The following is a 20,815-nucleotide window of genomic DNA, read 5'->3' on the forward strand; positions in this document are numbered from 1 at the left end:
AGGTTACACCCCGCCCCCACATCCGATTGCCCTATGGCGACATGGGGTGCAAGGCCCGCGACATCAGGGCTGGCGGTAAAACAGATGGGCGCCGATCGCCGCCGTGCGCGGAAACTGGCGCGCCCAACGCGGGTTTACGGCGCGGGTGTGGAAATGCGTGGCCCCTGCGGTCAGCCCACGCGGCGCGCCGTTCAGCATGATTGCCGCGATCCGCCCCGCCTTGTCGGCGGCCTGACGGTCGCGCATCACGTCACTGTGGCCGTCACAGACATAGCTGAACTGGCAACCACCGCCGCCGCTTTGCTTGACGACGCCGCAAACGGAATTGGGATATTCCCGGCTATCCACCCGGTTCAGAATAACCTCGGCCACCGCAAACTGACCTTTCAGGCTTTCGCCCCGGGCCTCGAAATAAAGGGCGTTCTGAAGACATTGCCATTGCTGGTCGCCCTTGGCGGCGGGCTGTGCGGCAAGGAATGTCTCTTCATAGCGGATCAGCACCGGTTGGGCGGGATCTTCTGCTTTGGTTGCTTTGGTCGCCTTTGCAGGCTTTTGTGTCTTCGGCCCGGTTGCCAGGGCGGCCAGACGATCTTCGGTCACCGCCCCGACCGTCGCATGTTCCGCCCCCATGAGCGAAGCCAACTGGTCTGCCAGGCCCAATTCCGGGCTGTTGGAATGGCTCACCGTCACCTCGGCGAAGGCCGCTCCACCCGTGGCACAGACTGCCACCGCAGCCGAGGCCATGATTTGTCGCAAGCGCATTGTCTCGTGTTCCGTTCTGTTGCCTTTATCTGCACAACCCCGCAAGACGCGCCAGGTCACGCAACAGCCGCTGCACTTACTGCAGGGTCAGGGCTCGAGTCCATCATAGTGGCAAAAATGCAACGTCTTTCGGCCCGCAATCGGCGGATTCTTGCGCAAATCTTAAGAAACAATCTGAAGAACACCGCCCATACACATGATATTGGGCCATATTCTTGGTTAACAACTAGGGTCGATCAGCGCCAGATGCGCCGCCGCCAACCGCGCCAAGGGAACGCGGTAAGGCGAACAGGACACGTAATCGAACCCTGCTTTCCGACAAAAGGCGATTGATTCGGGGTTGCCACCATGTTCACCACAAATGGAAACGGTCAGATCCGGCCGGGTCTTGCGGCCGCGCTCGGCCCCGATCAGCAGCAGTTCGCCCACGCCGTCCACATCCAGAATATGGAACGGATCTTCGGGGAACACGCCTTGCTGCACATAGGTGTTCATGAACCGCCCAGCGTCATCGCGCGACAGACCATAAGTCATCTGCGTCAGGTCATTGGTGCCAAAGGACAGAAACGCCGCATGCTGCGCGATCTCGCCCGCCCGCAGGGCGGCGCGCGGGGTTTCCACCATCACGCCCAGTTTGTAGTCGAAATCCATCCCCGCCCTGACCCGCACGGCGGCTGCCACCGCATCGACGCGGGTTTTCACCAGTTCCACCTCACGCCGGGCGCTGACCAGCGGGATCATGATTTCCGGCACCACCGCAGCACCGCGCCGGGCCACCTCGACCGTGGCCTCAAAGATCGCCTGCGCCTGCATGTCATAAATCTCGGGCAGCACCACCCCCAGCCGCACGCCGCGCATGCCCAGCATCGGGTTGAATTCGGTCAGCGCCTCGGCCCGCCGGGTGACTTCCGACAAGGGTTTGTCCAACGCCTCGGCCAGTTCGCGCAGACCCTCGCGGCTATGGGGCAGAAATTCGTGCAACGGCGGGTCGAACAGGCGGATACAGACCGGCAAACCCGCCATGATTTCAAACAGTTGCACAAAGTCGGCTCGCTGCATCGGCAACAGCCGCGCCAAAGCCGCGGCGCGGTCTTTCGATGTGTCGGCAAAGATCATCTCGCGCATGGCGACCAGACGGTCTTCTTCAAAGAACATATGCTCGGTCCGGCACAGTCCGATGCCTTGCGCCGCAAACTGCCGTGCGGTGGCGGCATCAGCGGGGGTGTCGGCATTGGCGCGCACGCCGATGTCGCGGAACTCATCCGCCCAGCCTAGCAGGGTCTGGAAATGGCTGTCGAGCGCCGGGGCCAGCATATCAACCGCGCCCGCCAGCACCTGCCCCGTCGTACCATCGACCGTGATCACATCGCCTTCGCCGAAACTGCGGCCTTCTGCATGGATGCGCTTGTTCTTGCCGTCCAGCCGCAGATCGGCCCCCACCACGCAGGGCAGGCCCAGGCCCCGCGCGATCACCGCCGCATGGCTGGTGACGCCGCCACGTTCGGTCAGCACGCCGGCACTGGAATGCATGCCGCGAATATCCTCGGGCGCGGTTTCGCGCCGCACCAGAATGCAAGGCTCGCCCCGCGCCGCACTGGCCTGTGCCGCATGGCTGGAAAACACGATCCGCCCCACCGCAGCCCCCGGGCTGGCGGCAATGCCGCGTGCGATCACATCGCGCGCCCCGCGCGGGTCGACCTGCGGGTGCAAGAGTTCCGACAGCGCGCGCGGTTCCACCCGCAGCACGGCCTCTTCGCGCGGAATCACCCCGTCTTCGGCCAAGGCCACCGCAATGCGCAACCCCGCCCGGGCCGAGCGCTGCACCTTGATCGCATCCAGCACCGCCAGACGGCCATCCTCGATGGTGAACTCGATCTGCATCTCTTCGCGCAACCGCATCCGGCAGGCAGCCCCGTGGCGGATCAGATCTTTGATCAGATCGGGCGCGATTTCCTCCAGCGAAGGCCCGCGCGCATCGCGGGTCAGGAACATCGCCTGCGACGCGTTCAGCGCATCCCGCCCCTGCCCCTGCCCCAGATAGCGCCCGGTGATCTGCGGCTCGCCGGTCACCGGATCGACGAACTGCACCACGCCGGACCCGGAAATGCCCTGCCCCAGCCCCTGCGCCATCGCCTGCACCACCAGCCCCAAGGGCGCATCCACCGGCGCGCCCTTGGCCTGCCGCAGCAGGCGGGCGGTCGTGCCCTCCCACGCGCGGGCCATCGACCGCAGCACTTCGGACAGTTGTTTTGCCGGGTCTTGCGGAAACTCCTCATCCATTTCGGTGGCATAAACCTGCAACGCTGCCGCAACCGCCTCGGGCGAAGGCGCAGTGGCGGCGAACATGTCGGGGTCCAGCCGGGCCACATGGGTGGCGTAGGATTGCACAAAGCGCAGATAGATCGCATCCGCCGCCTGCTGGCCGTGCCGCTCTGCCAGCGCCTTGTGCCGCGCGGCGTTCAGCCCGATGTTGAGCACGGTCGCAGGCCCGCCCCAATCGGGGTTTTCAGGGCTGGGCCGGACCGAGATCAGGGGCGCAGGGCCGAAATGCGCCATGATCGCCGCACAATCGACCGGGGTGCCGGCGGCAATGCCCCGCACGGTCAGCGCGGGCAGAGCCACGGTCTGCGGCACCGGCAGGTCCAGCCGCACCAGCCGTTGCAGGCATTTTGCCCGCCAGCCATGCGCCACCCGGTCGATCCGCGCCGTAGGCGTCACCTCGGAAAAGGCGACCTGCGGGTCAGCTAAGGGGGCGTCACGTTTCTGCACTGCGGCAATCCTTCTGTTGTGCAGACACTACACCGATTCCCCGCTCTGGCAAGGTTTGGGGGCTGGTAAGTTTTGGGGTCTGGCACGCGACACATCCGGTTGATGTGGCGCAGGTGGCAGATGTGGAAAGGGGGGCTGTCTGCCCCCCTTCAAAGCTTACGCGCTTCACCCCCCGAGGATATGTCCGGACTGAAAATCTCAGCCGTCGAGTCTGGTCAGGTCGGCGACCGACAGGCAAATCGTGCGGATGCGGTGCAGCAGGTTCAGCCGGTTGCGGCGGACGATCGCGTTGTCGGTGTTGATTTGCGTCGCGGTGAAGAAGGCGTCGATGGGGGCGCGCAGGGCCGCCATGGCCTGCATGGCGGTTGCGAAGTCTTCTTTTGCCATCGCCGGGGCGATGACCGTTTCCGCTGCGTCGAGGGCGACGAACAGGGCGCGTTCTTCGTCAGTCTCGGCGAATTTCGGGTCGGCCCCGAAGGAATATTCGACGCCATCCTTCTGTTCGGCTTGGCTCAGGATATTGCTGGCGCGTTTGTAGCCCTGCACGAGGTTCTGGCCGTCTTCGGTCTGCAACGTGGCCTGCAGCGCGGTGGCGCGCTTGACCAGCAGGGTCAGATCGTCGTTGCCGGGCATGGCGAGGCAGGCGTCGATGACATCGTGGCGGATGCCTTGATCCTTGAGGAAAACCTTGAGGCGGTCGTGGAGGAAGCTGAGGAGGTCAGCAGACGAATTCTCAAAAATGGGAAGAAAGCGCGCTTCTGCTTTGGCATGCTCGTCATCGCTCCACATCGGCACTGAATCACCCGTTAAAAGATACGCAGTGTGTGCCGCGTAGCAGAAGAAGCTATCAATTAAGTCAAAAGCAGCTTTCTTCTCCGATTCATAATCAGTCTGGTCTTTAAAATATGCTCCTGATCGAGTGTGTTCAAAAAAAACCTCAAATGCCCGATCAGTTCTTAGAACAAGTGCAAGAGCACCTTTTCTCGGGACACTCTCTACAGCAGCCAATTCATCCTCTCGGCAAGTGGCACTGTCATATTTATCGAGATCGTTGTATATTAATTTCACATTTGCCGAGAGACAAACGTGTGAATTGATCAGCACTTTAATGAGTTCAGTCCGAACCCCATTCCCCAACACCAACCTCAACACCCCCAACGCCGCCCGACGCAGCGCAAACGGGTCTTTCGACCCCGTGGGTTTCTCGTCAATCGCCCAGAACCCGGTCAGCGTGTCGATCTTGTCGGCCAGTGCCACGGCGACGGACACAGGGTCGATCGGCACCGCGTCGGATGGTCCCAGCGGGGAATAGTGGTCGCGGGCGGCGTTGGCCACCGCGTCCGGCTCACCTGCCGCTGTCGCGTAGTACATGCCCATCAGCCCCTGCAATTCGGGGAATTCGCCGACCATGGCGGAGCGCAGGTCGAGTTTCGCCAGCCGTGCCGCACGTTCTGCAAGGTCAGGATCGGCCCCGACCATCGGCGCGATTTCGCGCGCGAGGGCTGCAATGCGGGCAATCCGGTCGGCCTGAGACCCCAGCTTGTTGTGGAAGGTGACCGCTTTCAGCCCCTCTTCCCACTCGCCCATGCCCGCATTTGCCACGCGCAGGTCGTTTTCCCAGAAGAATTTCGCATCCGACAGCCGGGCCGCCAGAACCTTCTGGTTGCCCTTCAGGATCGTCTCGCCATGGTCTGCCGTCACCGTATTGGCGACGGTCACAAAGCCTTCGATCCGGCCCGTCTTGGGGTTGCGGACCGAGAAGAACTTCTGGTGTTCCTTCATCGAGGTCTGCAACACCTCCGCAGGCAGGCCGAGGAAATCGTCAGCAATGCGGCCCATCAGCGGCACAGGCCATTCGACAAGGCCCGCCACTTCCGCAAGCAGGCCCTTATCCTCGACCAGTTCCATCCCGGCGGCAAAGGCAAGCGTCTGCGCCTCGGCGCGGATGGCGTCTTCGCGTTCGGCCGAATCCAGAATGACATGGGCGCGCTTGAGCTTTGCCGCGTAATCCTCGAACCCGCTTACAGAAAATGCCGATGGCGACAGGAAGCGGTGGCCGCGCGTGGTGTTGCCCGACACAATCCCATCGACCGTCAGGGGCACCACTTCTGCGCCGCCCTCATCCGACAGCAGGCACAGGATGGAATGCAAGGGCCGCACCCAGCGCAAACTGCCGTTGCCCCAACGCATCGACTTGGGCCAGGGGAAATTCCGGATCACGCCTTCCAGCACCTCGGCGATGATCTCGGGCGCCTTGCGGCCCGGCTTCTCGATTACCGCAAAGTAAACCTCGCCCTTCTTGTCGGCGCGCTTTTCCAGCTGGTCCAGCGTCAGCCCGGCGGCGCGCAAAAACCCCTCCACTGCCTGCGCAGGCGCAGAGGTGTTCGGCCCCTTGCGCTCTTCGCGCACCGCGCGGGACTCAGCCGACAGCCCCTCAACCGCCAGCGTCAGGCGGCGGGGCGTCGAGAAGGCACCGGCATGGGCATAGGTCAGCCCCGCCTCGACCAACCCGTCGGTCATCAGCTTTTTCAGGTCATCGCGGGCGCGGGCCTGCATCCTTGCCGGGATTTCCTCGGAAAACAGCTCGATCAGCAGATCAGACATCGGATCAATCCTCGGCAGCGGGGTTCAGCTGATGCCAGGCAAAGGCCCGGCCATCGGGGAAGACGGCGACCACGCGGTCGATATCGGTGGCAATGTTGGATTGCGACAGGAACGCAAGCGCCTCGCCGCGTTCCAGCGCGGTGCCGATTTCCATAGCGTCAAAACAGTCGAACCAGCCGGGTGCGATCAGCGGCACCGCCCCTTCATAGGCGACATAGGTTTCCGACAGCATGGCATGGCTCAGCGGCGTGGTGAAACAGGCGCGGAACCGCAGCGGGCTGCTGTCTGCGTCGATGCCGGTGACGCCTTCGGCCAGGATCGGTTCAGGCTGGCCCGAGTCGATGGTGGTGAGCAGGATTTCCTGCCCCGGAGTAAAGCTGACCGGCTCATAGAAGGCATAGATCTGCAGATACCAGATTGCCACGCCCGCCAATGCTGCTGAAATCACGATTGCCCCCGCTGCTATCTTGCCGTTCATACGCTTGCGTCCACGGCATCTGCCCCGGCTTCGGTCATCCGGAAAGCGTCAGCGCATTTCTTCGCCAGCGCCCGCACCCGCCCGATATAGGCCTGCCGTTCGGTGACGGAAATCACGCCGCGCGCGTCGAGCAGGTTGAACAGATGGCTGGCCTTGATGCACTGGTCATAGGCCGGATGCGCCATGATGATGCGCATTTTGGTCTTCGGATCGTCGGGTTCAAACCCGAGCAGCCGGTCGCATTCGGCCTCGGCATCCTTGAAGTGTTGAAACAGCATGTCGGTGGAGGCGGCATCAAAGTTATGGCGGGAATATTCTTCCTCGGTCTGGCGGAAGATGTCGCCATAGCTGAGCGCGATCGGTGATTGCGGGTCATTGAACGGCATGGTCATCACATGGTCGATGCCAAGGACATACATCGCCAGACGCTCCAGACCGTACGTCAGCTCGCCCGAGACGGGGCGGCAGTCGTGGCCGCCGACCTGCTGGAAATAGGTGAACTGGCTGACTTCCATCCCGTCGCACCAGACCTCCCAGCCCAGACCCCATGCGCCCAGCGTGGGGGATTCCCAGTCATCCTCGACAAAGCGGATGTCATGCAGGGCGGGGTCCAGCCCGATGGCGCGCAAGCTGCCCAGATACAGCTCTTGCAGGTCGGGGGGCGAAGGTTTGATGATCACCTGATACTGGTAGTAATGCTGCAAGCGGTTGGGGTTGGTCCCATAGCGCCCGTCGGTCGGGCGGCGCGACGGCTGCACATAGGCCGCGGCCCAAGGCTTGGTGCCAAGGCTGCGCAGCGTGGTGGCCGGGTGAAAGGTGCCGGCCCCCACCTCCATGTCATAGGGTTGCAGGATCGCACAGCCGCGCGCTGCCCAATAGGATTGCAGGCGCAGGATAATCTCCTGAAACGACCGTGGTGTGGTGATGGCACCCTGACCGGCAAGGAGATCGGGGCGAGACTGCGGTGTGTCTGACATGATGGTGACCCCAGATGGCACGTAAAAGCCTTGAAATGCCCGGCTGTCATAGGCAAGAGGCACGACAGGGTCAATGCGCCGCTGCGCGCCTTTGGGGGCATGCGGCGCTTTGCGCAGGACAGCCAGGGCTTTGCGCCCCGGGAAAGCACAGATCGCAGCGCCACCCGGCGGCTTGCGGGAACGAAGGGAACGGAACGGAATGCTGCGCGCGACACTCTGGATCTGGATGATGACGGCGGCAGTCTGGGCCGGGATGGCCACCGCACAACAACAATCCTGGGTGCAGGTCGAGGCGCAGCCTACTCTGGCCGAAGCGCAGGAGCGGGCAAGCGCCTATGCTGCCGCCTTTCCCGATGTGGTCGGCTATCAGCTGGGGTCACGCTGGTATGGCATCGCGCTCGGGCCCTATGACGCGGCAGAAGCGGCACAGCGGCTGGCCGACCTGCGGCGCGAAAACCTGATCCCGGGTGACAGCTATCTGACCGATGGCACCAATTTCCGCGAGCAGTTCTGGCCGGTGGGTGGTGCCCAAACCGTGCCAATGGCCACCCCGCTGGCCCCTGATGTCCCGGTCGAGGTGGCACCGCTGGCCGACCTGCCCCCGCAGGCAGCCCCCGCCACGCCCACAGCCCCGGCAATCGACACCCTGCCAGAAGAAACCGTCGCCGAGGCCCGCCGGTCCGAGGCGGCGCTGTCGCGCGAAGAGCGGCAGGATCTGCAGCGTGCCCTGCAATGGGACGGCTATTACACCGCCGCCATCGACGGCGCGTTCGGCCCCGGCACCCGCAGTTCGATGGCCGCCTACCAGTCTGCCATGGGGCTGGAACCGACCGGCATCCTGACCATGCGCCAGCGCGATATGCTGGTGGCCAACTGGCGGGCCGATGCGGCTGAATACGGGTTCGAGACGCTGTCGGAACCCGAATCCGGCATCGAGATCACCCTGCCGCTGGCTCTGGTTCAGTTTGACCATTACGAGCCGCCCTTCGTGCATTATGCGCCCAAAACCCCTGGCGGAATGCAGGTGATCCTGATCTCGCAGCCGGGCGACAGGGCTGCACTGTCTGGCCTGTATGATGTGTTGCAAAGCCTGACCATTGTTCCGCAGGACGGTGCGCGCGCTCTGTCCGAACAGTCGTTCGAGATCAACGGCGACTCGAGCACCACCCGCAGCTATGCCTATGCCGAAACCCGCGCCGGGCTGGTGAAAGGCTATATTCTGGTCTGGTCGCCGGATCAGGCCGATCTGGCCAGCCGCGTGCTGGCCCAGATGCAAAGCAGTTTCCGCGCCATCGGCAGCCGCGTCCTGGACCCCGGCATGGTGCCGATGACCGATGCCACCCGCCGCGGCCTGCTGGCCGGGCTGGATGTGCGCCGCCCGAAGCTGACGGGTTCGGGCTTTTATGTCGATGCGACGGGGCGCGTCCTGACCTCCGCAGACACCGTGGCGACCTGTGGCCGCATCACGCTGGACGGGGTGACAGAGGCAAGCGTGACCTTTGCCGATGCCGCCACCGGCACTGCCCTGCTGAAGCCCGGCACCCCGCTTGCCCCGCCGGCCTTTGCCGGGTTCCAGACCGCACCTGACCGGGTAGGATCGCAGGTCGCGGTGGCGGGCTACACCTATGGCGACAGTCTGCCTGCCCCGGTCATCACCTTTGGCCTCCTGGAAGACGTGCAGGGCCTGAACGGCGAACCGGGGGTGAAACGCCTTGGCATCCGCACCCTGCCCGGCGATGCCGGCGGCCCGGTGCTGGATGGCACGGGGGCCGTTCTGGGCATGCTGATGCCGCGCGCCGCAGACCCGGCCCGCGTGCTGCCCGAGGGCGTCGAATTCGCCCGGTCCGCCGCCACATTGCAACAGATGCTGGTCGCACGCGGCATTGACCTTGCAGCGTCGGCTCCGGGCGGCGCACTGGCACCCGAAGCCCTGACCCGCAAGGCCACCGGCATGACGGTTCTGGTCAGCTGCTGGGAGTGATCCAAGGTGTGCGCCCGGGGGTTACCGCGCGTGTGCGCCGGGCGTTGCGGGGGGCCAGCCCCCCGGAATAACAGATGATGGACGAAAACGTGGCGCTTCAGGTCTGCCAAAACCGGCGCATGAACAGGACGTAGACCGACAACAGCTCCAGCCGCCCGACCAGCATGCCCGCCATCATCATCCATTTGGCCGATGTGGGGAAACCTGACACCGCCCCGGTGGCCCCCACCTCGCGGCCAAAGACCGGGCCTACGTTGGCGATGCTGGTCCAGGCGGCGGTGACGGCGGTCTTGAACTCCAGCCCGGTCAGCGACAAAGCCACCGACAGCACGCCAAAGGTCAGGATGAACAGCGTGAAAAACACGATCACCGAGTCCACCACATCCTGCCCCACCGTGCGCCCGGCATAGCGCAGCGGGTTGACCGAGGACGGGTTGTGCAGCCGCTTGATCTGTACCTTGATCGCCTCGAACAGGATCAGATAGCGGAACACCTTGACCGAACACCCGGTCGACGAGGTACAGCCACCGATCAGCCCGACGATGATCAGGATGACAAAGGGAAAGCTGCCCCAGCCTGACAGATCGACGGATGAATATCCGGTGCCCGAGAAGGTCGACACCACGTTAAACGCCGACTCGCGCAGCGCCATTTCAAACCCCATGCCATGGGTCGTCACCTCGTACACTGCCACCGCCAGCACGGCATAAAGATTCCAGCGCAGATAGGCCCGCACCTGCGGGTCCTGCCAGATCGGCAGGAAAATCCCCTGCGCCAATTGCACAAAGCGGATGAACGGCAGGCTGCCCAGCAGCATGAAGGCCACCGCCGCATATTCCAGCGGCCCCTGGAACATGCCGAACGATGCATCATGGCTGGACATGCCCCCGGTCGACACCGTGGTCAGCGCATGCATCACCGCGTCAAACCCGCTCATCCCCAGCGCGAAATAGGTCATCGCACAGGCCACCGTCAGCCAGACATAGATCTGGACCAGCGCCGCAGAGATATCCAGCGCGCGCGGCAACACCTTGCCCAGCGTGTCGAACCCTTCGGAGCGGAAGAACTGCATCCCCCCCACCTTCATCACCGGCAGGAACAACAGCGCCACAATGACAATCCCAAGGCCCCCCAGCCATTGCAGGATGCCGCGCCACAGGTTCGCCCCCAGCGGCAGCGCATCCAGCCCGACAATGACGGTGGTGCCGGTGGTGGTCATGCCCGACACCGATTCAAACAGCGCATCGGTCATCGACAGGTCAGGTGCCCCCATGATCAGCGGCAATGCCCCAAAGGCCGGCATCGCCACCCAGACCCCGGTGGTCAGCAAAAAGATCTGTTGCAGGCTCATTGACCCGCCCGCCCCATTGGCCGAGGCAAGCGCCGTGCCCCCCCCCGCCACCAGGCACACAATCGCGGCCTGCGCAAAGGCCTGCCAGTTCGGATCGCCCGCCGCCCGGTCCAGCGCCAGCGGAAACAGCATGAACACCCCCATGGCTGCCACCAGAAGGCCGATCACATAAGTCACAGGGCGCAGGTCGCTCATGGCCCGAGCCTTGGCGAAGCCCCGGTCCCGAGTCAATCAGGCAGGAGGCAGCCAGCGGCATCAGGGCCGCCAGAACGACGGCAAAGCCACAACCAGCACCGCAAGCAACCCCAGCCGCCCCAGCAGCATTGCCAATGTCATCAGCCATTTGGCAGCATCCGGAAAATCGCGGAAGGTGCCGGTTTCTGCCAGCATCGGGCCGTAACCGTAGCCGATGTTGCCAAGCGCGGTCCATACCGCGAACAGCGCCGATATCATATCCACCCCGGTCAGCGACATCGCCACCGTCAGCACGCCGATGATCAGGATATAGCCGGTCACATAAAGCATCAGGGCGTTGATCACCTCACCGGCAGAAAGATCATCGCGACAAAGGCGATGCCAAGCCCGCCGATCCAGTTCAGCATACCGCGCCACAGGTTCATGCCGGGCGGCAACACATCCAGCCCCACAATCACCGTGGCCCCGGTGGTGGTCATGCCCGATGCGGCCTCGAAATAGGCGTCGGTAAAGCCAAGCCCGGGCGCGCCCAGCACAAAGGGCAGGCAGGCAAACAGCGGCAACCCGGCCCAGATCCGCACGGTCAGCAGATAGGCCTGCCGGGTGTTCAGCCGCGCAAGGTCTGCATTCGGCAGTTTGGCCCAATAATCACCAGAGCCGGAACCAGCATCATGGCGGCCACAAAGATCAGCAGGTTGCCGATCACATTTGCAAGGGGCCGGATGTCGACCATAACGGCCGTGTTCTCTGCCCCCTTTTGCGGATCGTCAAAGACGATCCGCAAAAGGCAAAAGCGTCAGCCGATGTGGAACAGCGACTGGAACAGGCGCGGGTCCAGACTGTCCTGCGCGAAGGTTTCGCCTTCGGTCAGCAGGCTGACCGCGTCATGGCTGTGCAGGCTTTCCTGATGGCTGGCGAGCACCCGGAAATCACCGATCCGCGGGTCGCGTTTCAGCACGGCACAGAACAACCGGGCCGCATCCTCGACAAAGATCGGGTTGGCGGCGTTCAGCTCGGCAAAGGCTTGTTCATCCTCGCGCTTGACCATCACCTGCGTTTCCGTAACCACGGCGGCGCGGGCGCATTCAACCAGATCCTCGACCGACAGCGCATCATCCAGCACCTCGACCGAGATGCGCGCAACCGACCGCTGCGAATGCGGCGTGGCCAGCTGGCCACGGGTGTTGCGGGCATGTTCCGACAGTTCAAGGCTGCAGGGGCAGGTGCTGGAATAGACATAATCCAGATGCACGATCTTCTTGCGCACCCCGGCCTGTTCCACCAGTTCGAACGCCGCCTCATAGTACTGCCAGCCCGACAGCCCGGACCGCAGCGAGGCCACCTTCATCGGATAGGAAAACCGCATCTGGATGCGCGCGTCAAAGCTGCCCAGATCGGCTTTGTAATCCTCCAGCGCGTCTTCGATCACCGCAAAGCCAAAAGCGCGGTCGGCATGGGCGTAGAACGACCGCATGATGCGGCTCATGTTGATGCCCTTCTTCCCGGCCTCAAGGCTGACCGTCCCGGTCACGCTGGTTTCCAGCAGCACGGGGGCACCATCGCGGGTCTGATAGCGGATCGGCAGGCGGAAGTTGGAAATGCCCACATGCTGAATCCGCTGCCGTTCGCCGCGGATCAGGCTGGATGGCCCGTTCTGCAGATCGGGCAGGCTGTCTTTGTAGGCTGGCGTCACCACAAAGCCCTGCGGATAGGCGCGGCTGAACGCCGGGCCATCCGCATCGGGCAGCAGATAGCCGACCGAGGGTTCCAGCGTGGCAATCTCGTCATCCGACGAGCGCGTCGCCCATTGCCGCAGCAGGGCCAGTGCGGCCTCCGCTTCGTCACGGCTGGGCTTGCGGTCGATTTCGGGCGTGTGAATGTTCATGAGGCTTGGTCCTTCCGGTTCAGGCAGGGCGCGGGGTCCATGCCGTCAATGTCAACAGGTATACGCAGACTGGCCTTGGTCGGATCAGTCGCCCGATCATTGCGGGGTGCGACACTTGCACCCCGCAACAGCGTCATTTGAATATAAGATCATCCCCCCGGCCCGACAAGCCTTTGGCGCCGGTGGCTCAGGCCTGTTCCAGCCCGTGCATCAGGTCGGCGATCAGATCGCCGGCATCCTCCAGCCCGACCGACAACCGGATCAACCCCGGCGTGATGCCAAGGCTGTCCTTCTGCTCTTGCGGCAGGCGCTGGTGGGTGGTGGTGGCGGGATGGGTGACGATGGTCTTGGCATCGCCCAGATTGTTGGAAATCTTGGCAATCTGCAGCGCATTCAGGAACCGGAACGCCGCCTCTTTGCCCGCCGCGATGTCAAAGGTCACCAAGGTGCCGCCCGACCCCATCTGATCCATGCACAGTGCGTGCTGCGGGTGGCTGTCCAGCCCCGGATAGATCACACGGCCCAGTTTCGCATGTCCCTGCAACGCCTGCGCGATCTTCAACGCCGACTCGGCCATCGCCCGGCACCGCAGATCCAGCGTCGCCATGCCGTTCAGCATGATCCACGACGTGAATGGCGACATGCTGCCGCCGGTGTGCTTCATGTAGGGTTCCAGCACCTTGCGGATGAACGCGGTCGTGCCACAGACCACGCCGCCAAGGGCACGCCCCTGCCCGTCAATGTGCTTGGTGGTGGAATAGACAATCACATCCGCACCCTGATCGACCGCGCGCGAAAAGATCGGCGTGGCAAACACGTTGTCCACCACCACCAGAGCCCCTGCTGCATGGGCGATGTCCGACACGGCGCGGATATCCACCAGTTCCAGCGTCGGGTTCGACATCGACTCGAAAAACACCGCCTTGGTGCCCGGTGTCACCGCCGCGCGCCACTGATCCAGATCGGCCCCGTCCACAAAGGTGACCCTGACGCCATAGCGGGTCAGCACCTCTTCCAGCACATAAAGGCACGACCCGAACAGCGCGCGCGACGACACCACGTGGTCGCCTGCCCGCAGCATCGCGGTCAGCGCACCCGACACCGCCGCCATGCCCGATGCGGTGGCAAAGGCGTCTTCGGTGCCTTCAAGGGCTGCGATCCGTTCTTCGAACATCCGGGTGGTCGGGTTGCCATAGCGGGCATAGATGAACTCATCCGCCCCCGCCTGCACAAACCGCGCCTCCGCCGACTCGGCGGTCGGATAGACAAACCCCTGCGTGAGGAAAATCGCCTCGGCCATTTCGCCATACTGGCTGCGGCGGCTGCCCTCATGCACCAGTTTCGTGCGCGTGTTCCAAGTCTCAGACATGCCGTTATCCTCAGGCAAAAGAAAAACCCCGAAACCGGCAAAGGTTTCGGGGCATCATCCCGAGACCCTTTTAGCGGAATGTTTAACGTGGCCCGCAATCCGGTAACAAAGCGCCACGAAGTGCGGCATACGCCTTTGCCCCGCGCCGGTCAACGCCCTTGCGCCTGTCAGGCACGGCGCGGAACGCTCCCGCAGCTGCCGCAAGCGCTATGCCTTGCTGTCATCCTCGGGCTCGATCAGGAACCGTTGCAGCGCAAAGATCTGCCACCACAGGAATGCCATCAGTGCGGCGGGCATGGCGAATGTTTCCAGCTTGACCCAGGTATCGGTCGACATGGTGCGCCAGATGAATTCATTCGCGAGTGCCAGCGCCACAAACATCGCACACAACCGCCGGGTCAGGATCATCCAGCCCTCCCGCTGCATCGGAAGAAGATCCCCGATGACATATTCCAGCCAGCTCTGCCCGCGCAGCAACCCGATGCCCAGAAGAGCCGCAAGGCAGCCATAGACAATGCTGGTCTTCATCTTGAAAAACCGCTCGTCATTGAAATACGCGGTCAGCCCGCCGAAGAAGATCACCATAAAGGCGGTAAACACCTGCATCCGGCTGATGGTGCCGGTCAGCGCCCACAGGATACCCATGGCCAGCAGCAGGATCGGCACAAACACCAGTGCCGCGATGATGAACCCCGAATAGTCGGTGCCGGCGATGGTGAAGGTGTCTTCCTTGATCCACAGATAAATCACAAAGAACGCGAGCGTCGGCCCCAGTTCCAGCACCTGTTTGGTCACTGCATTGATCTTGCGTTCTGCCATCTTCATCCTGCCTGCACCATGATTGCCCCGCCCGCCACGCCAACCATCAAGGCCGCGCGCGTAAGGCCTACCTTTTCACCCAGTATCGCCCAGCCGATCACTGCCGCAAAGACCGTAGAGGTTTCGCGCAGCGCCGCAACCTCTCCGACTTTGCCCAGCCGCGTGGCCAGCATGACCCCGCCAAAGCTGACGAAGGCCACCAGCGCCCCGATCATCCCCCGCAGCACCAGCGGCCCTGCGGGCGGCAAGGGCGCGCCAATTCCGCGCCACTGCCGGTATGCGACAAGAACCGGAAAGTCGATGGCGGTAATCAGGAAAAACCACGCCAGAAAGGTGAACGGGTCCGGCGTCAGCCTTATGCCCCAGGCGTCATAGGTGGTGTAGACCGCCACCAGCAACCCGCCCGCAAAGGCCCAGGCCAGCCCGGTCTTCAGCGCAGCCTGCGCCACCACCCCGCCCCGCAGGTTCAGCGCCGCCAGGGCAAGGATAGAGGCCGACAGGATCGCCACCCCCAGCCATTGCAACGCGCCGTAACCTTCCCCCAGAAAAATCGCCGCAAACGCCAGCGTCGCCAGCGGCCCGGTGCCCCGAACCACCGGGTAAACCACGGTGAACGCCGCCCGCTCATAGGCCAGTGCCATCGTCAGCTTGTAGGCAAAGTGAATGCCAAGTGCCCCCAGCAGCACCAGCCATTCCACCCCCTGCGGCCAGGGCACCACAAACAGCGCCACCGGGGCCGAGAACACGGCGATCCACAGATCAATCGACCCGCGCGTGACCCAAGGATCATGCCGCCCCTTCTGCAGCGCGCCGAACACCGCATGCGCCAGGGCAGAGGTCAGCGCGAGGATCATGGCAAGGCGCAGGCCTTCGGGCGTGCCTTCGAGGGAGATGAGCCAGTCTGACATGAAAGCTACGTCCTTGCTGGACCCGCCGGGGGCTTTGCCCCCGGACCCCCAGGATATTTAGGAACAGATGATAAGGTTAAGTATCGAGCCCGACGAGGGCGCGGGCGAAATCTTCGGGGTCGAAGGGGGCCAGATCGTCAATCTGTTCGCCCACCCCGATGGCATGGATCGGCAGGCCGAACTTGTCGGCAAGGCTGACCAGCACGCCGCCCTTGGCGGTGCCGTCGAGCTTGGTCATCACAAGGCCCGAGACATCGGCAATCTTGCGGAAGATCTCGACCTGCGCGATGGCGTTCTGCCCCGTGGTGGCATCGAGCACCAGAAGCGTGTTGTGCGGCGCTGTCGGATCGACCTTGCGCAGCACGCGCACGATCTTGGCCAGTTCCTCCATCAGGTCGGCCCGGTTCTGCAACCGGCCTGCGGTGTCGATCATCAGAAGGTCGGCACCATCGGCCCGCGCCTTGGTGAAGGCGTCAAAGGCCAGGCTGGCCGGGTCCGACCCTTCGGGCGCGGTCAGCACCGGCACGCCCGCGCGCGTGCCCCAGACCTGCAACTGCTCTACCGCAGCCGCGCGGAAGGTGTCGCCTGCGGCAATCACCACCGACTTGCCCGCCGCCTTGAACTGGCTGGCCAGCTTGCCGATCGTCGTGGTCTTGCCCGAACCGTTGACGCCCACCACAAGCACCACTTGCGGTTTGGTGGGGTAAAGCGGCAGGGGCTGCGCCACCGGGGTCATGATCCGGGCCACCTCGGTGGCCAGCGCGCGGCGCAGTTCAGAGGCCGAGATTTTCTTGCCATAGCGGCCTTCGGCAATATTGGCGCTGACCCGCAGCGCGGTATCGACGCCCATATCGGCCTGGATCAGCACATCCTCAAGGCTTTCCAGCATCGCATCGTCCAGCTCGCGCCGGGGCTCATCGGCCCCCGGCGCGCTGAACAGACGCCCCAGCAGGCCGGGCTTGGCGCTGTCAGGCTGGGATGGTGCCGGGGCAGATGAAGCCTGTGGCGCGCCGCCGGTTGCCGCCGGAACAAACGGATCCGCCGGTGCCGCGTCAGACACAAGCGCGTCCAGCCCTTCGCCGATCTTGTCTGACGAGCGGAACATCTTGTCGCGCAGCTTTTTGAAGAATGACATCGGGGCCCCGGTCCTGTGACGGCACTTTCTCTCCAACTAAGCCCAAACACGGCCCGATGGAAGGCGGCGCGGACAGATCGGCGCGGCAAAGCCCGCAAAGGCCCGGAAAATCAGTGCGGCAAGCCCCTCCCTGCGACCGCAGCGCGATGGAATGGCCACAAACCTGTGCTAGAAGCCAAGGCATGACCAACCGCCCGCTGCCCATGCCCGTCTTTGCCGCCGCCGCCCTGTCGCCCGCCGCTTTGCTGTGCCTTGGCGTCTGGGCCGGGGGCGGATGGCTTTGGGCCGGGGTGCTTTACATGGCGGTTCTGGTGATCGTGCTGGACCAGTTGATCCCCTACGTTGCCGGCAGTGCGCCGGAAGGGGCGGAATTTCCCGCCGCCGATGCGGTGTTGGTGGCGGTCGGGCTGGCCGTGGTGGCGCTGATGCCGCTGACAGTCTGGGCCATCACCTTTGAGCATCTGCGCACGGGCGAGAAGCTGCTGCTGCTGTTTGGCACCGGCGCCTTTCTGGGTCAGGTCGGGCATCCGGCCGCGCATGAGCTGATCCACCGCCCGGGTCGCTTGCTCTACCGGCTAGGGGTGCTGGTGTACGCGATGATGCTGCTGGGCCACCACGCCTCGGCCCACCGGCTGGTGCATCACCGGGCCGTTGCCACGCCGGAAGACCCCAATTCGGCCCGCGCAGAGGAGAGTTTCTGGCACTTTGCGCCGCGTGCATGGATTGGTGGCTTCCGGGCGGGCAAGGCGGCGGAAGATGCGCGGCGGACACGGCGTACCGGGGCAAAGGGGCTGCACCCCTACACGGTGTATCTGGGTATCAGCCTTGCCAGCCTATGTGCGGCGGCCCTGATCGGCGCGTCCTCTGGCACATTGGCGGGCGCCGGACTTGGCGTGCTGGTCTGGCTGGCGCTGTCGGCCCATGCACAGCTGCAGCAATTGCTGGGCGATTATGTGCAGCATTACGGGCTGACCCGTGCACGCCTGCCTGACGGGCGATACGCCCCGGTCACGGCCCGACATTCATGGAACATGCCGCACTGGTTTTCCTCGGCACTGATGCTGAACGCGCCGCGCCACTCCAACCACCACGCCCATCCGTCACGCCCCTATCCGGCCTTGCTGCTGGAGGACGACTCCCCGATTCTGCCCTGGCCGCTGCCAGTGGCTTGCGGCATGGCGATGGTGCCGCGCCTGTGGCGACGCCGCATGCGCCCGCATCTGAAACGCTGGCACAGCTTGAACGCGCAGGAAGCCGCGCAGTAACAGTGCTGTCACTGGCGTTCACGTGCCCGGCATGCGACGCTGCGCCTGACCGAGACCGGAGGTTTCCCAATGCGCCGCCTTGCCCCGAAATTAGCCGCGAAACTTGCCCTGTGCCTGACCCTTCTGCCCACGCTCCTGGGTGCCGCCGAACCGCCGGTGCCGATGACCGCGGCCGAGTTTGAGGCCTATACAACCGGCAAGACCCTGACCTTCAGCCAGCGCGGCGAGGTTTACGGGGCCGAGCAATACCTGCCGGGCCGCGCCGTCCGCTGGGCGTTCAAGGGCGATGTCTGCCGCAATGGCACGTGGTATGAAGAGGCAGAGCTGATCTGCTTTGTCTATGACCACGACCCCGGCCCGCAGTGCTGGAACTTCTGGCGCCAGGACGGGCGGCTGACAGGGCTGTTCATCGGCGACGGCTTCGGGTCGGAACTGTCCGAGGTGGCGCAATCCCCCGACCCCCTCGCCTGCGCCGGACCCGATCTGGGGGTTTAGATCCAGACTTCGCGCATCGGCTCAACGCAAGGATGCAGCCTGCGCGGGAGTATTTCAGAAAACTGCACTGCAGATCGGCGTGGCCGGATTGCACCTTTTGCAAATACCCTCAGCAGAGCATCCGCTGGTAAACCCAAAGCACAAGGGGGCCAGAATCAACGCAAACGCAGCTTGCCAAAACTTTTCATTTTCGAACATTTTTGGGATGATAAACCCCCAAAATGGCCCACTTATTAAAGTTTCAGAACAACGATCCCTGCGTCGGTGGCTTTGTTCCGCCGCCCTTGCGCGGCGCGGCTTTTGCCGCTGGTCCGCCCAGTGCCAGCCGCCCGTCGTGGAACTCCACCTCCAGCGCCTGCGCCTTTTCTGCCGCCGCGCGCGAGGTGACCACCTCACCATCGCCGCGCACCACCGCATAACCGCGCCGCAGGGTCTGGGCATAGCCCAACGTCTGCCGGGTGCGGTCCAGCGCCTCCAGCCGCCGCGCGAGGTCCGTCAGACGCTGCGCCGGGGCCTTGTCCAGCCGCACTGATACGGCGTGCAGGCCCTTGCGCTGCTCGGTGATCTTCACCCCGGCCTGCGTGACCAGCCGCGCCAGTGACGGCGCAAGGCGCGACGCCCATTTGTCAAACTGGCCATGCCACAGGTCGCGCCGACGTGCCAGACGCGCGTCCAGTGCTTCGGCCCGCCGCGCCAGCGCCTCGCGCCGCCGCGCCACCAATCCGGCCAGCGTTGTGGCCGACAGGCGCCCCGCCTGCCGCTCGTACCCGCCGCGCTTGCGGCTGACCGCCAGCGACAACCCACCGGCCAGCCGCCCCGTCGCCGTATCCAGCCGCTGCGAGGGCGTGGCCAGCAATGTCTCCAACCGAGGCAGCGCGCGGGCCAGATCGCGCAATCGCTGGCCCCGCAACGCCACGCCCTGCGCCAGTGCCCGGCTCAGCCGTGCCCCAAGCGCATCGACCGCTGCCAGCAGTTCCAGCCGCACCGGCACCGCCATTTCCGCCGCCGCCGTGGGCGTCGGCGCGCGCCGGTCCGCCGCATGGTCGATCAGCGTGGTATCGGTCTCATGCCCAACCGCCGAGATCAGCGGAATGCGCGACTCTGCCGCCGCCCGCACCACGATTTCTTCGTTGAACCCCCACAGATCCTCCAGCGATCCGCCGCCACGTGCCACGATCAGCACATCGGGGCGCGGCACCGGACCACCCGCCTCCAAGGCGTTGAATCCCCGGATCGCCGCCGCCACCTGCGGCGCGCAATCCTTGCCCTGCACCGCCACCGGCCAGATCAGCACATGGCAGGGAAATCGGTCGCGCAGCCGATGCAGGATATCGCGGATCACCGCACCCGAAGGCGAGGTGACCACCCCGATCACACGCGGCAGATAGGGAAGCGGCTGCTTGGCGGCCGCATCGAACAGCCCTTCGGCCTGCAGCGCGGCACGCCGTTTCTCAAGCATCGCCATCAGCGCGCCCGCGCCTGCGGGGGCCACATCCTCGACAATCAGCTGATATTTCGACTGGCCGGGAAACGTGGTCATCCGCCCGGTGGCGATCACCTCCATCCCCTCATCCGGCCGGACCTGCATCTTGGCGACCTGGCCTTTCCAGGAAATCGCCGCAATCACACTCCGGTCATCCTTGAGGTCGAAATACAGATGCCCCGAGGCCGGGCGCGACACCCGCCCCACCTCACCGCGCACCCGGACAAGGCCGAACTCCCCCTCGATCACGCGTTTGACCGCACCGGACAGTTCCGACACGGTGTATTCCGGGCTGTTGCCGGGGGGTGTGGGAGTATCGTCCAGCAGGTCCATAGCGCT

Annotated in this window: 17 protein-coding genes and 1 riboswitch; of the genes, 3 read left to right on the forward strand and 14 right to left on the reverse strand. The window is 64.3% G+C overall.

Going from position 1 to position 20,815, the window contains the following annotated elements:
• Nucleotides 1–63 precede the first annotated feature (63 nt).
• The 5 genes from EEB11_RS13885 to EEB11_RS13905 all read right to left on the reverse strand — a co-directional run bounded on the left by EEB11_RS13885 (nucleotide 64) and on the right by EEB11_RS13905 (nucleotide 7,590).
• Nucleotides 64–762 (reverse strand): cell wall hydrolase, encoded by a 699-nt coding sequence (locus EEB11_RS13885; protein ID WP_135432263.1) that lies wholly within the window; start codon nucleotides 760–762, stop codon nucleotides 64–66.
• Between the two features lie 219 nt (nucleotides 763–981).
• Complete coding sequence (gene ppdK / locus EEB11_RS13890) at nucleotides 982–3,531, reverse strand: pyruvate, phosphate dikinase (protein ID WP_167852748.1); 2,550 nt, start codon at nucleotides 3,529–3,531, stop codon at nucleotides 982–984.
• Nucleotides 3,532–3,729: 198 nt separating this feature from the next.
• A complete protein-coding gene (gene glyS, locus EEB11_RS13895) occupies nucleotides 3,730–6,135 on the reverse strand; it encodes a glycine--tRNA ligase subunit beta (protein WP_135432265.1) in 2,406 nt (801 codons plus the stop codon).
• 4 nt (nucleotides 6,136–6,139) lie between these two features.
• Nucleotides 6,140–6,613, reverse strand: a complete 474-nt coding sequence (locus EEB11_RS13900) for a DUF6446 family protein (protein ID WP_135432267.1) — start codon at nucleotides 6,611–6,613, stop codon at nucleotides 6,140–6,142.
• The gene (locus EEB11_RS13905) at nucleotides 6,610–7,590 is read right to left on the reverse strand and encodes a glycine--tRNA ligase subunit alpha (RefSeq protein ID WP_135432269.1); all 981 of its coding nucleotides are present in this window, start codon (nucleotides 7,588–7,590) and stop codon (nucleotides 6,610–6,612) included. The genes EEB11_RS13900 and EEB11_RS13905 overlap by 4 nt, the downstream gene beginning before the upstream one ends.
• A gap of 199 nt (nucleotides 7,591–7,789) precedes the next feature.
• On the opposite strand from EEB11_RS13905, the gene EEB11_RS13910 reads away from it, so the two are divergent.
• Nucleotides 7,790–9,571 (forward strand): trypsin-like peptidase domain-containing protein, encoded by a 1,782-nt coding sequence (locus EEB11_RS13910; protein ID WP_135432271.1) that lies wholly within the window; start codon nucleotides 7,790–7,792, stop codon nucleotides 9,569–9,571.
• A 97-nt stretch (nucleotides 9,572–9,668) separates the two neighbouring features.
• Here EEB11_RS13910 and EEB11_RS13915 read toward each other — a convergent pair whose 3' ends face one another.
• From EEB11_RS13915 to ftsY, 8 genes are all read right to left on the reverse strand, one after another.
• Entirely contained in the window at nucleotides 9,669–11,117 is a 1,449-nt protein-coding gene (locus EEB11_RS13915) for a TrkH family potassium uptake protein (RefSeq protein ID WP_135432273.1), read from the reverse strand.
• 60 nt (nucleotides 11,118–11,177) lie between these two features.
• Nucleotides 11,178–11,447, reverse strand: coding sequence for a potassium transporter TrkG (locus EEB11_RS13920; RefSeq protein WP_135432275.1), 270 nt, complete (start codon nucleotides 11,445–11,447; stop codon nucleotides 11,178–11,180).
• An 11-nt stretch (nucleotides 11,448–11,458) separates the two neighbouring features.
• Nucleotides 11,459–11,698, reverse strand: a complete 240-nt coding sequence (locus EEB11_RS13925) for a potassium transporter TrkG (protein ID WP_245298913.1) — start codon at nucleotides 11,696–11,698, stop codon at nucleotides 11,459–11,461.
• Nucleotides 11,699–11,913: 215 nt separating this feature from the next.
• A complete protein-coding gene (gene folE2 / locus EEB11_RS13930; protein WP_135432279.1) occupies nucleotides 11,914–13,002 on the reverse strand; it encodes a GTP cyclohydrolase FolE2 in 1,089 nt (362 codons plus the stop codon).
• A gap of 187 nt (nucleotides 13,003–13,189) precedes the next feature.
• Complete coding sequence (gene metZ / locus EEB11_RS13935) at nucleotides 13,190–14,371, reverse strand: O-succinylhomoserine sulfhydrylase (protein ID WP_135432281.1); 1,182 nt, start codon at nucleotides 14,369–14,371, stop codon at nucleotides 13,190–13,192.
• Between the two features lie 49 nt (nucleotides 14,372–14,420).
• Nucleotides 14,421–14,498, reverse strand: a riboswitch (SAM riboswitch).
• A gap of 80 nt (nucleotides 14,499–14,578) precedes the next feature.
• The gene (locus EEB11_RS13940) at nucleotides 14,579–15,190 is read right to left on the reverse strand and encodes an inner membrane-spanning protein YciB (RefSeq protein ID WP_135432283.1); all 612 of its coding nucleotides are present in this window, start codon (nucleotides 15,188–15,190) and stop codon (nucleotides 14,579–14,581) included.
• Between the two features lie 2 nt (nucleotides 15,191–15,192).
• Nucleotides 15,193–16,098 (reverse strand): EamA family transporter, encoded by a 906-nt coding sequence (locus tag EEB11_RS13945; RefSeq protein WP_135432285.1) that lies wholly within the window; start codon nucleotides 16,096–16,098, stop codon nucleotides 15,193–15,195.
• 76 nt (nucleotides 16,099–16,174) lie between these two features.
• Nucleotides 16,175–17,233 (reverse strand): signal recognition particle-docking protein FtsY, encoded by a 1,059-nt coding sequence (ftsY, locus tag EEB11_RS13950; RefSeq protein WP_135432287.1) that lies wholly within the window; start codon nucleotides 17,231–17,233, stop codon nucleotides 16,175–16,177.
• A 182-nt stretch (nucleotides 17,234–17,415) separates the two neighbouring features.
• On the opposite strand from ftsY, the gene EEB11_RS13955 reads away from it, so the two are divergent.
• Together EEB11_RS13955 and EEB11_RS13960 are read left to right on the forward strand one after the other, a co-directional pair.
• A complete protein-coding gene (locus tag EEB11_RS13955; protein ID WP_245298914.1) occupies nucleotides 17,416–18,498 on the forward strand; it encodes an alkane 1-monooxygenase in 1,083 nt (360 codons plus the stop codon).
• Nucleotides 18,499–18,567: 69 nt separating this feature from the next.
• Nucleotides 18,568–18,993 carry a hypothetical protein gene (locus tag EEB11_RS13960; RefSeq protein ID WP_435531112.1) on the forward strand — a complete coding sequence of 142 codons (426 nt, stop codon included), beginning with the start codon at nucleotides 18,568–18,570 and terminating at the stop codon, nucleotides 18,991–18,993.
• A gap of 241 nt (nucleotides 18,994–19,234) precedes the next feature.
• Here EEB11_RS13960 and xseA read toward each other — a convergent pair whose 3' ends face one another.
• On the reverse strand, nucleotides 19,235–20,809 hold the full coding sequence (xseA, locus tag EEB11_RS13965) for an exodeoxyribonuclease VII large subunit (RefSeq protein ID WP_135432521.1): 1,575 nt from the start codon (nucleotides 20,807–20,809) through the stop codon (nucleotides 19,235–19,237).
• Between the last annotated feature and the right edge of the window lie 6 nt (nucleotides 20,810–20,815).

This window comes from Pseudotabrizicola sediminis (assembly GCF_004745575.1).
Classification (GTDB): Bacteria; Pseudomonadota; Alphaproteobacteria; order Rhodobacterales; family Rhodobacteraceae; genus Pseudotabrizicola; species Pseudotabrizicola sediminis.

Coding starts and splice junctions, on each gene's coding strand:
- EEB11_RS13885 (WP_135432263.1), bottom strand. CDS start 762: ATGCGCTTGCGACAAATCATGGCCTCGGCTGCGGTGGCAGTCTGTGCC.
- glyS (WP_135432265.1), bottom strand. CDS start 6,135: ATGTCTGATCTGCTGATCGAGCTGTTTTCCGAGGAAATCCCGGCAAGG.
- EEB11_RS13900 (WP_135432267.1), bottom strand. CDS start 6,613: ATGAACGGCAAGATAGCAGCGGGGGCAATCGTGATTTCAGCAGCATTG.
- EEB11_RS13905 (WP_135432269.1), bottom strand. CDS start 7,590: ATGTCAGACACACCGCAGTCTCGCCCCGATCTCCTTGCCGGTCAGGGT.
- EEB11_RS13910 (WP_135432271.1), top strand. CDS start 7,790: ATGCTGCGCGCGACACTCTGGATCTGGATGATGACGGCGGCAGTCTGG.
- EEB11_RS13915 (WP_135432273.1), bottom strand. CDS start 11,117: ATGAGCGACCTGCGCCCTGTGACTTATGTGATCGGCCTTCTGGTGGCA.
- EEB11_RS13920 (WP_135432275.1), bottom strand. CDS start 11,447: ATGCTTTATGTGACCGGCTATATCCTGATCATCGGCGTGCTGACGGTG.
- folE2 (WP_135432279.1), bottom strand. CDS start 13,002: ATGAACATTCACACGCCCGAAATCGACCGCAAGCCCAGCCGTGACGAA.
- metZ (WP_135432281.1), bottom strand. CDS start 14,371: ATGTCTGAGACTTGGAACACGCGCACGAAACTGGTGCATGAGGGCAGC.
- EEB11_RS13940 (WP_135432283.1), bottom strand. CDS start 15,190: ATGGCAGAACGCAAGATCAATGCAGTGACCAAACAGGTGCTGGAACTG.
- EEB11_RS13945 (WP_135432285.1), bottom strand. CDS start 16,098: ATGTCAGACTGGCTCATCTCCCTCGAAGGCACGCCCGAAGGCCTGCGC.
- ftsY (WP_135432287.1), bottom strand. CDS start 17,233: ATGTCATTCTTCAAAAAGCTGCGCGACAAGATGTTCCGCTCGTCAGAC.
- EEB11_RS13955 (WP_245298914.1), top strand. CDS start 17,416: ATGACCAACCGCCCGCTGCCCATGCCCGTCTTTGCCGCCGCCGCCCTG.
- EEB11_RS13960 (WP_435531112.1), top strand. CDS start 18,568: ATGCGCCGCCTTGCCCCGAAATTAGCCGCGAAACTTGCCCTGTGCCTG.
- xseA (WP_135432521.1), bottom strand. CDS start 20,809: ATGGACCTGCTGGACGATACTCCCACACCCCCCGGCAACAGCCCGGAA.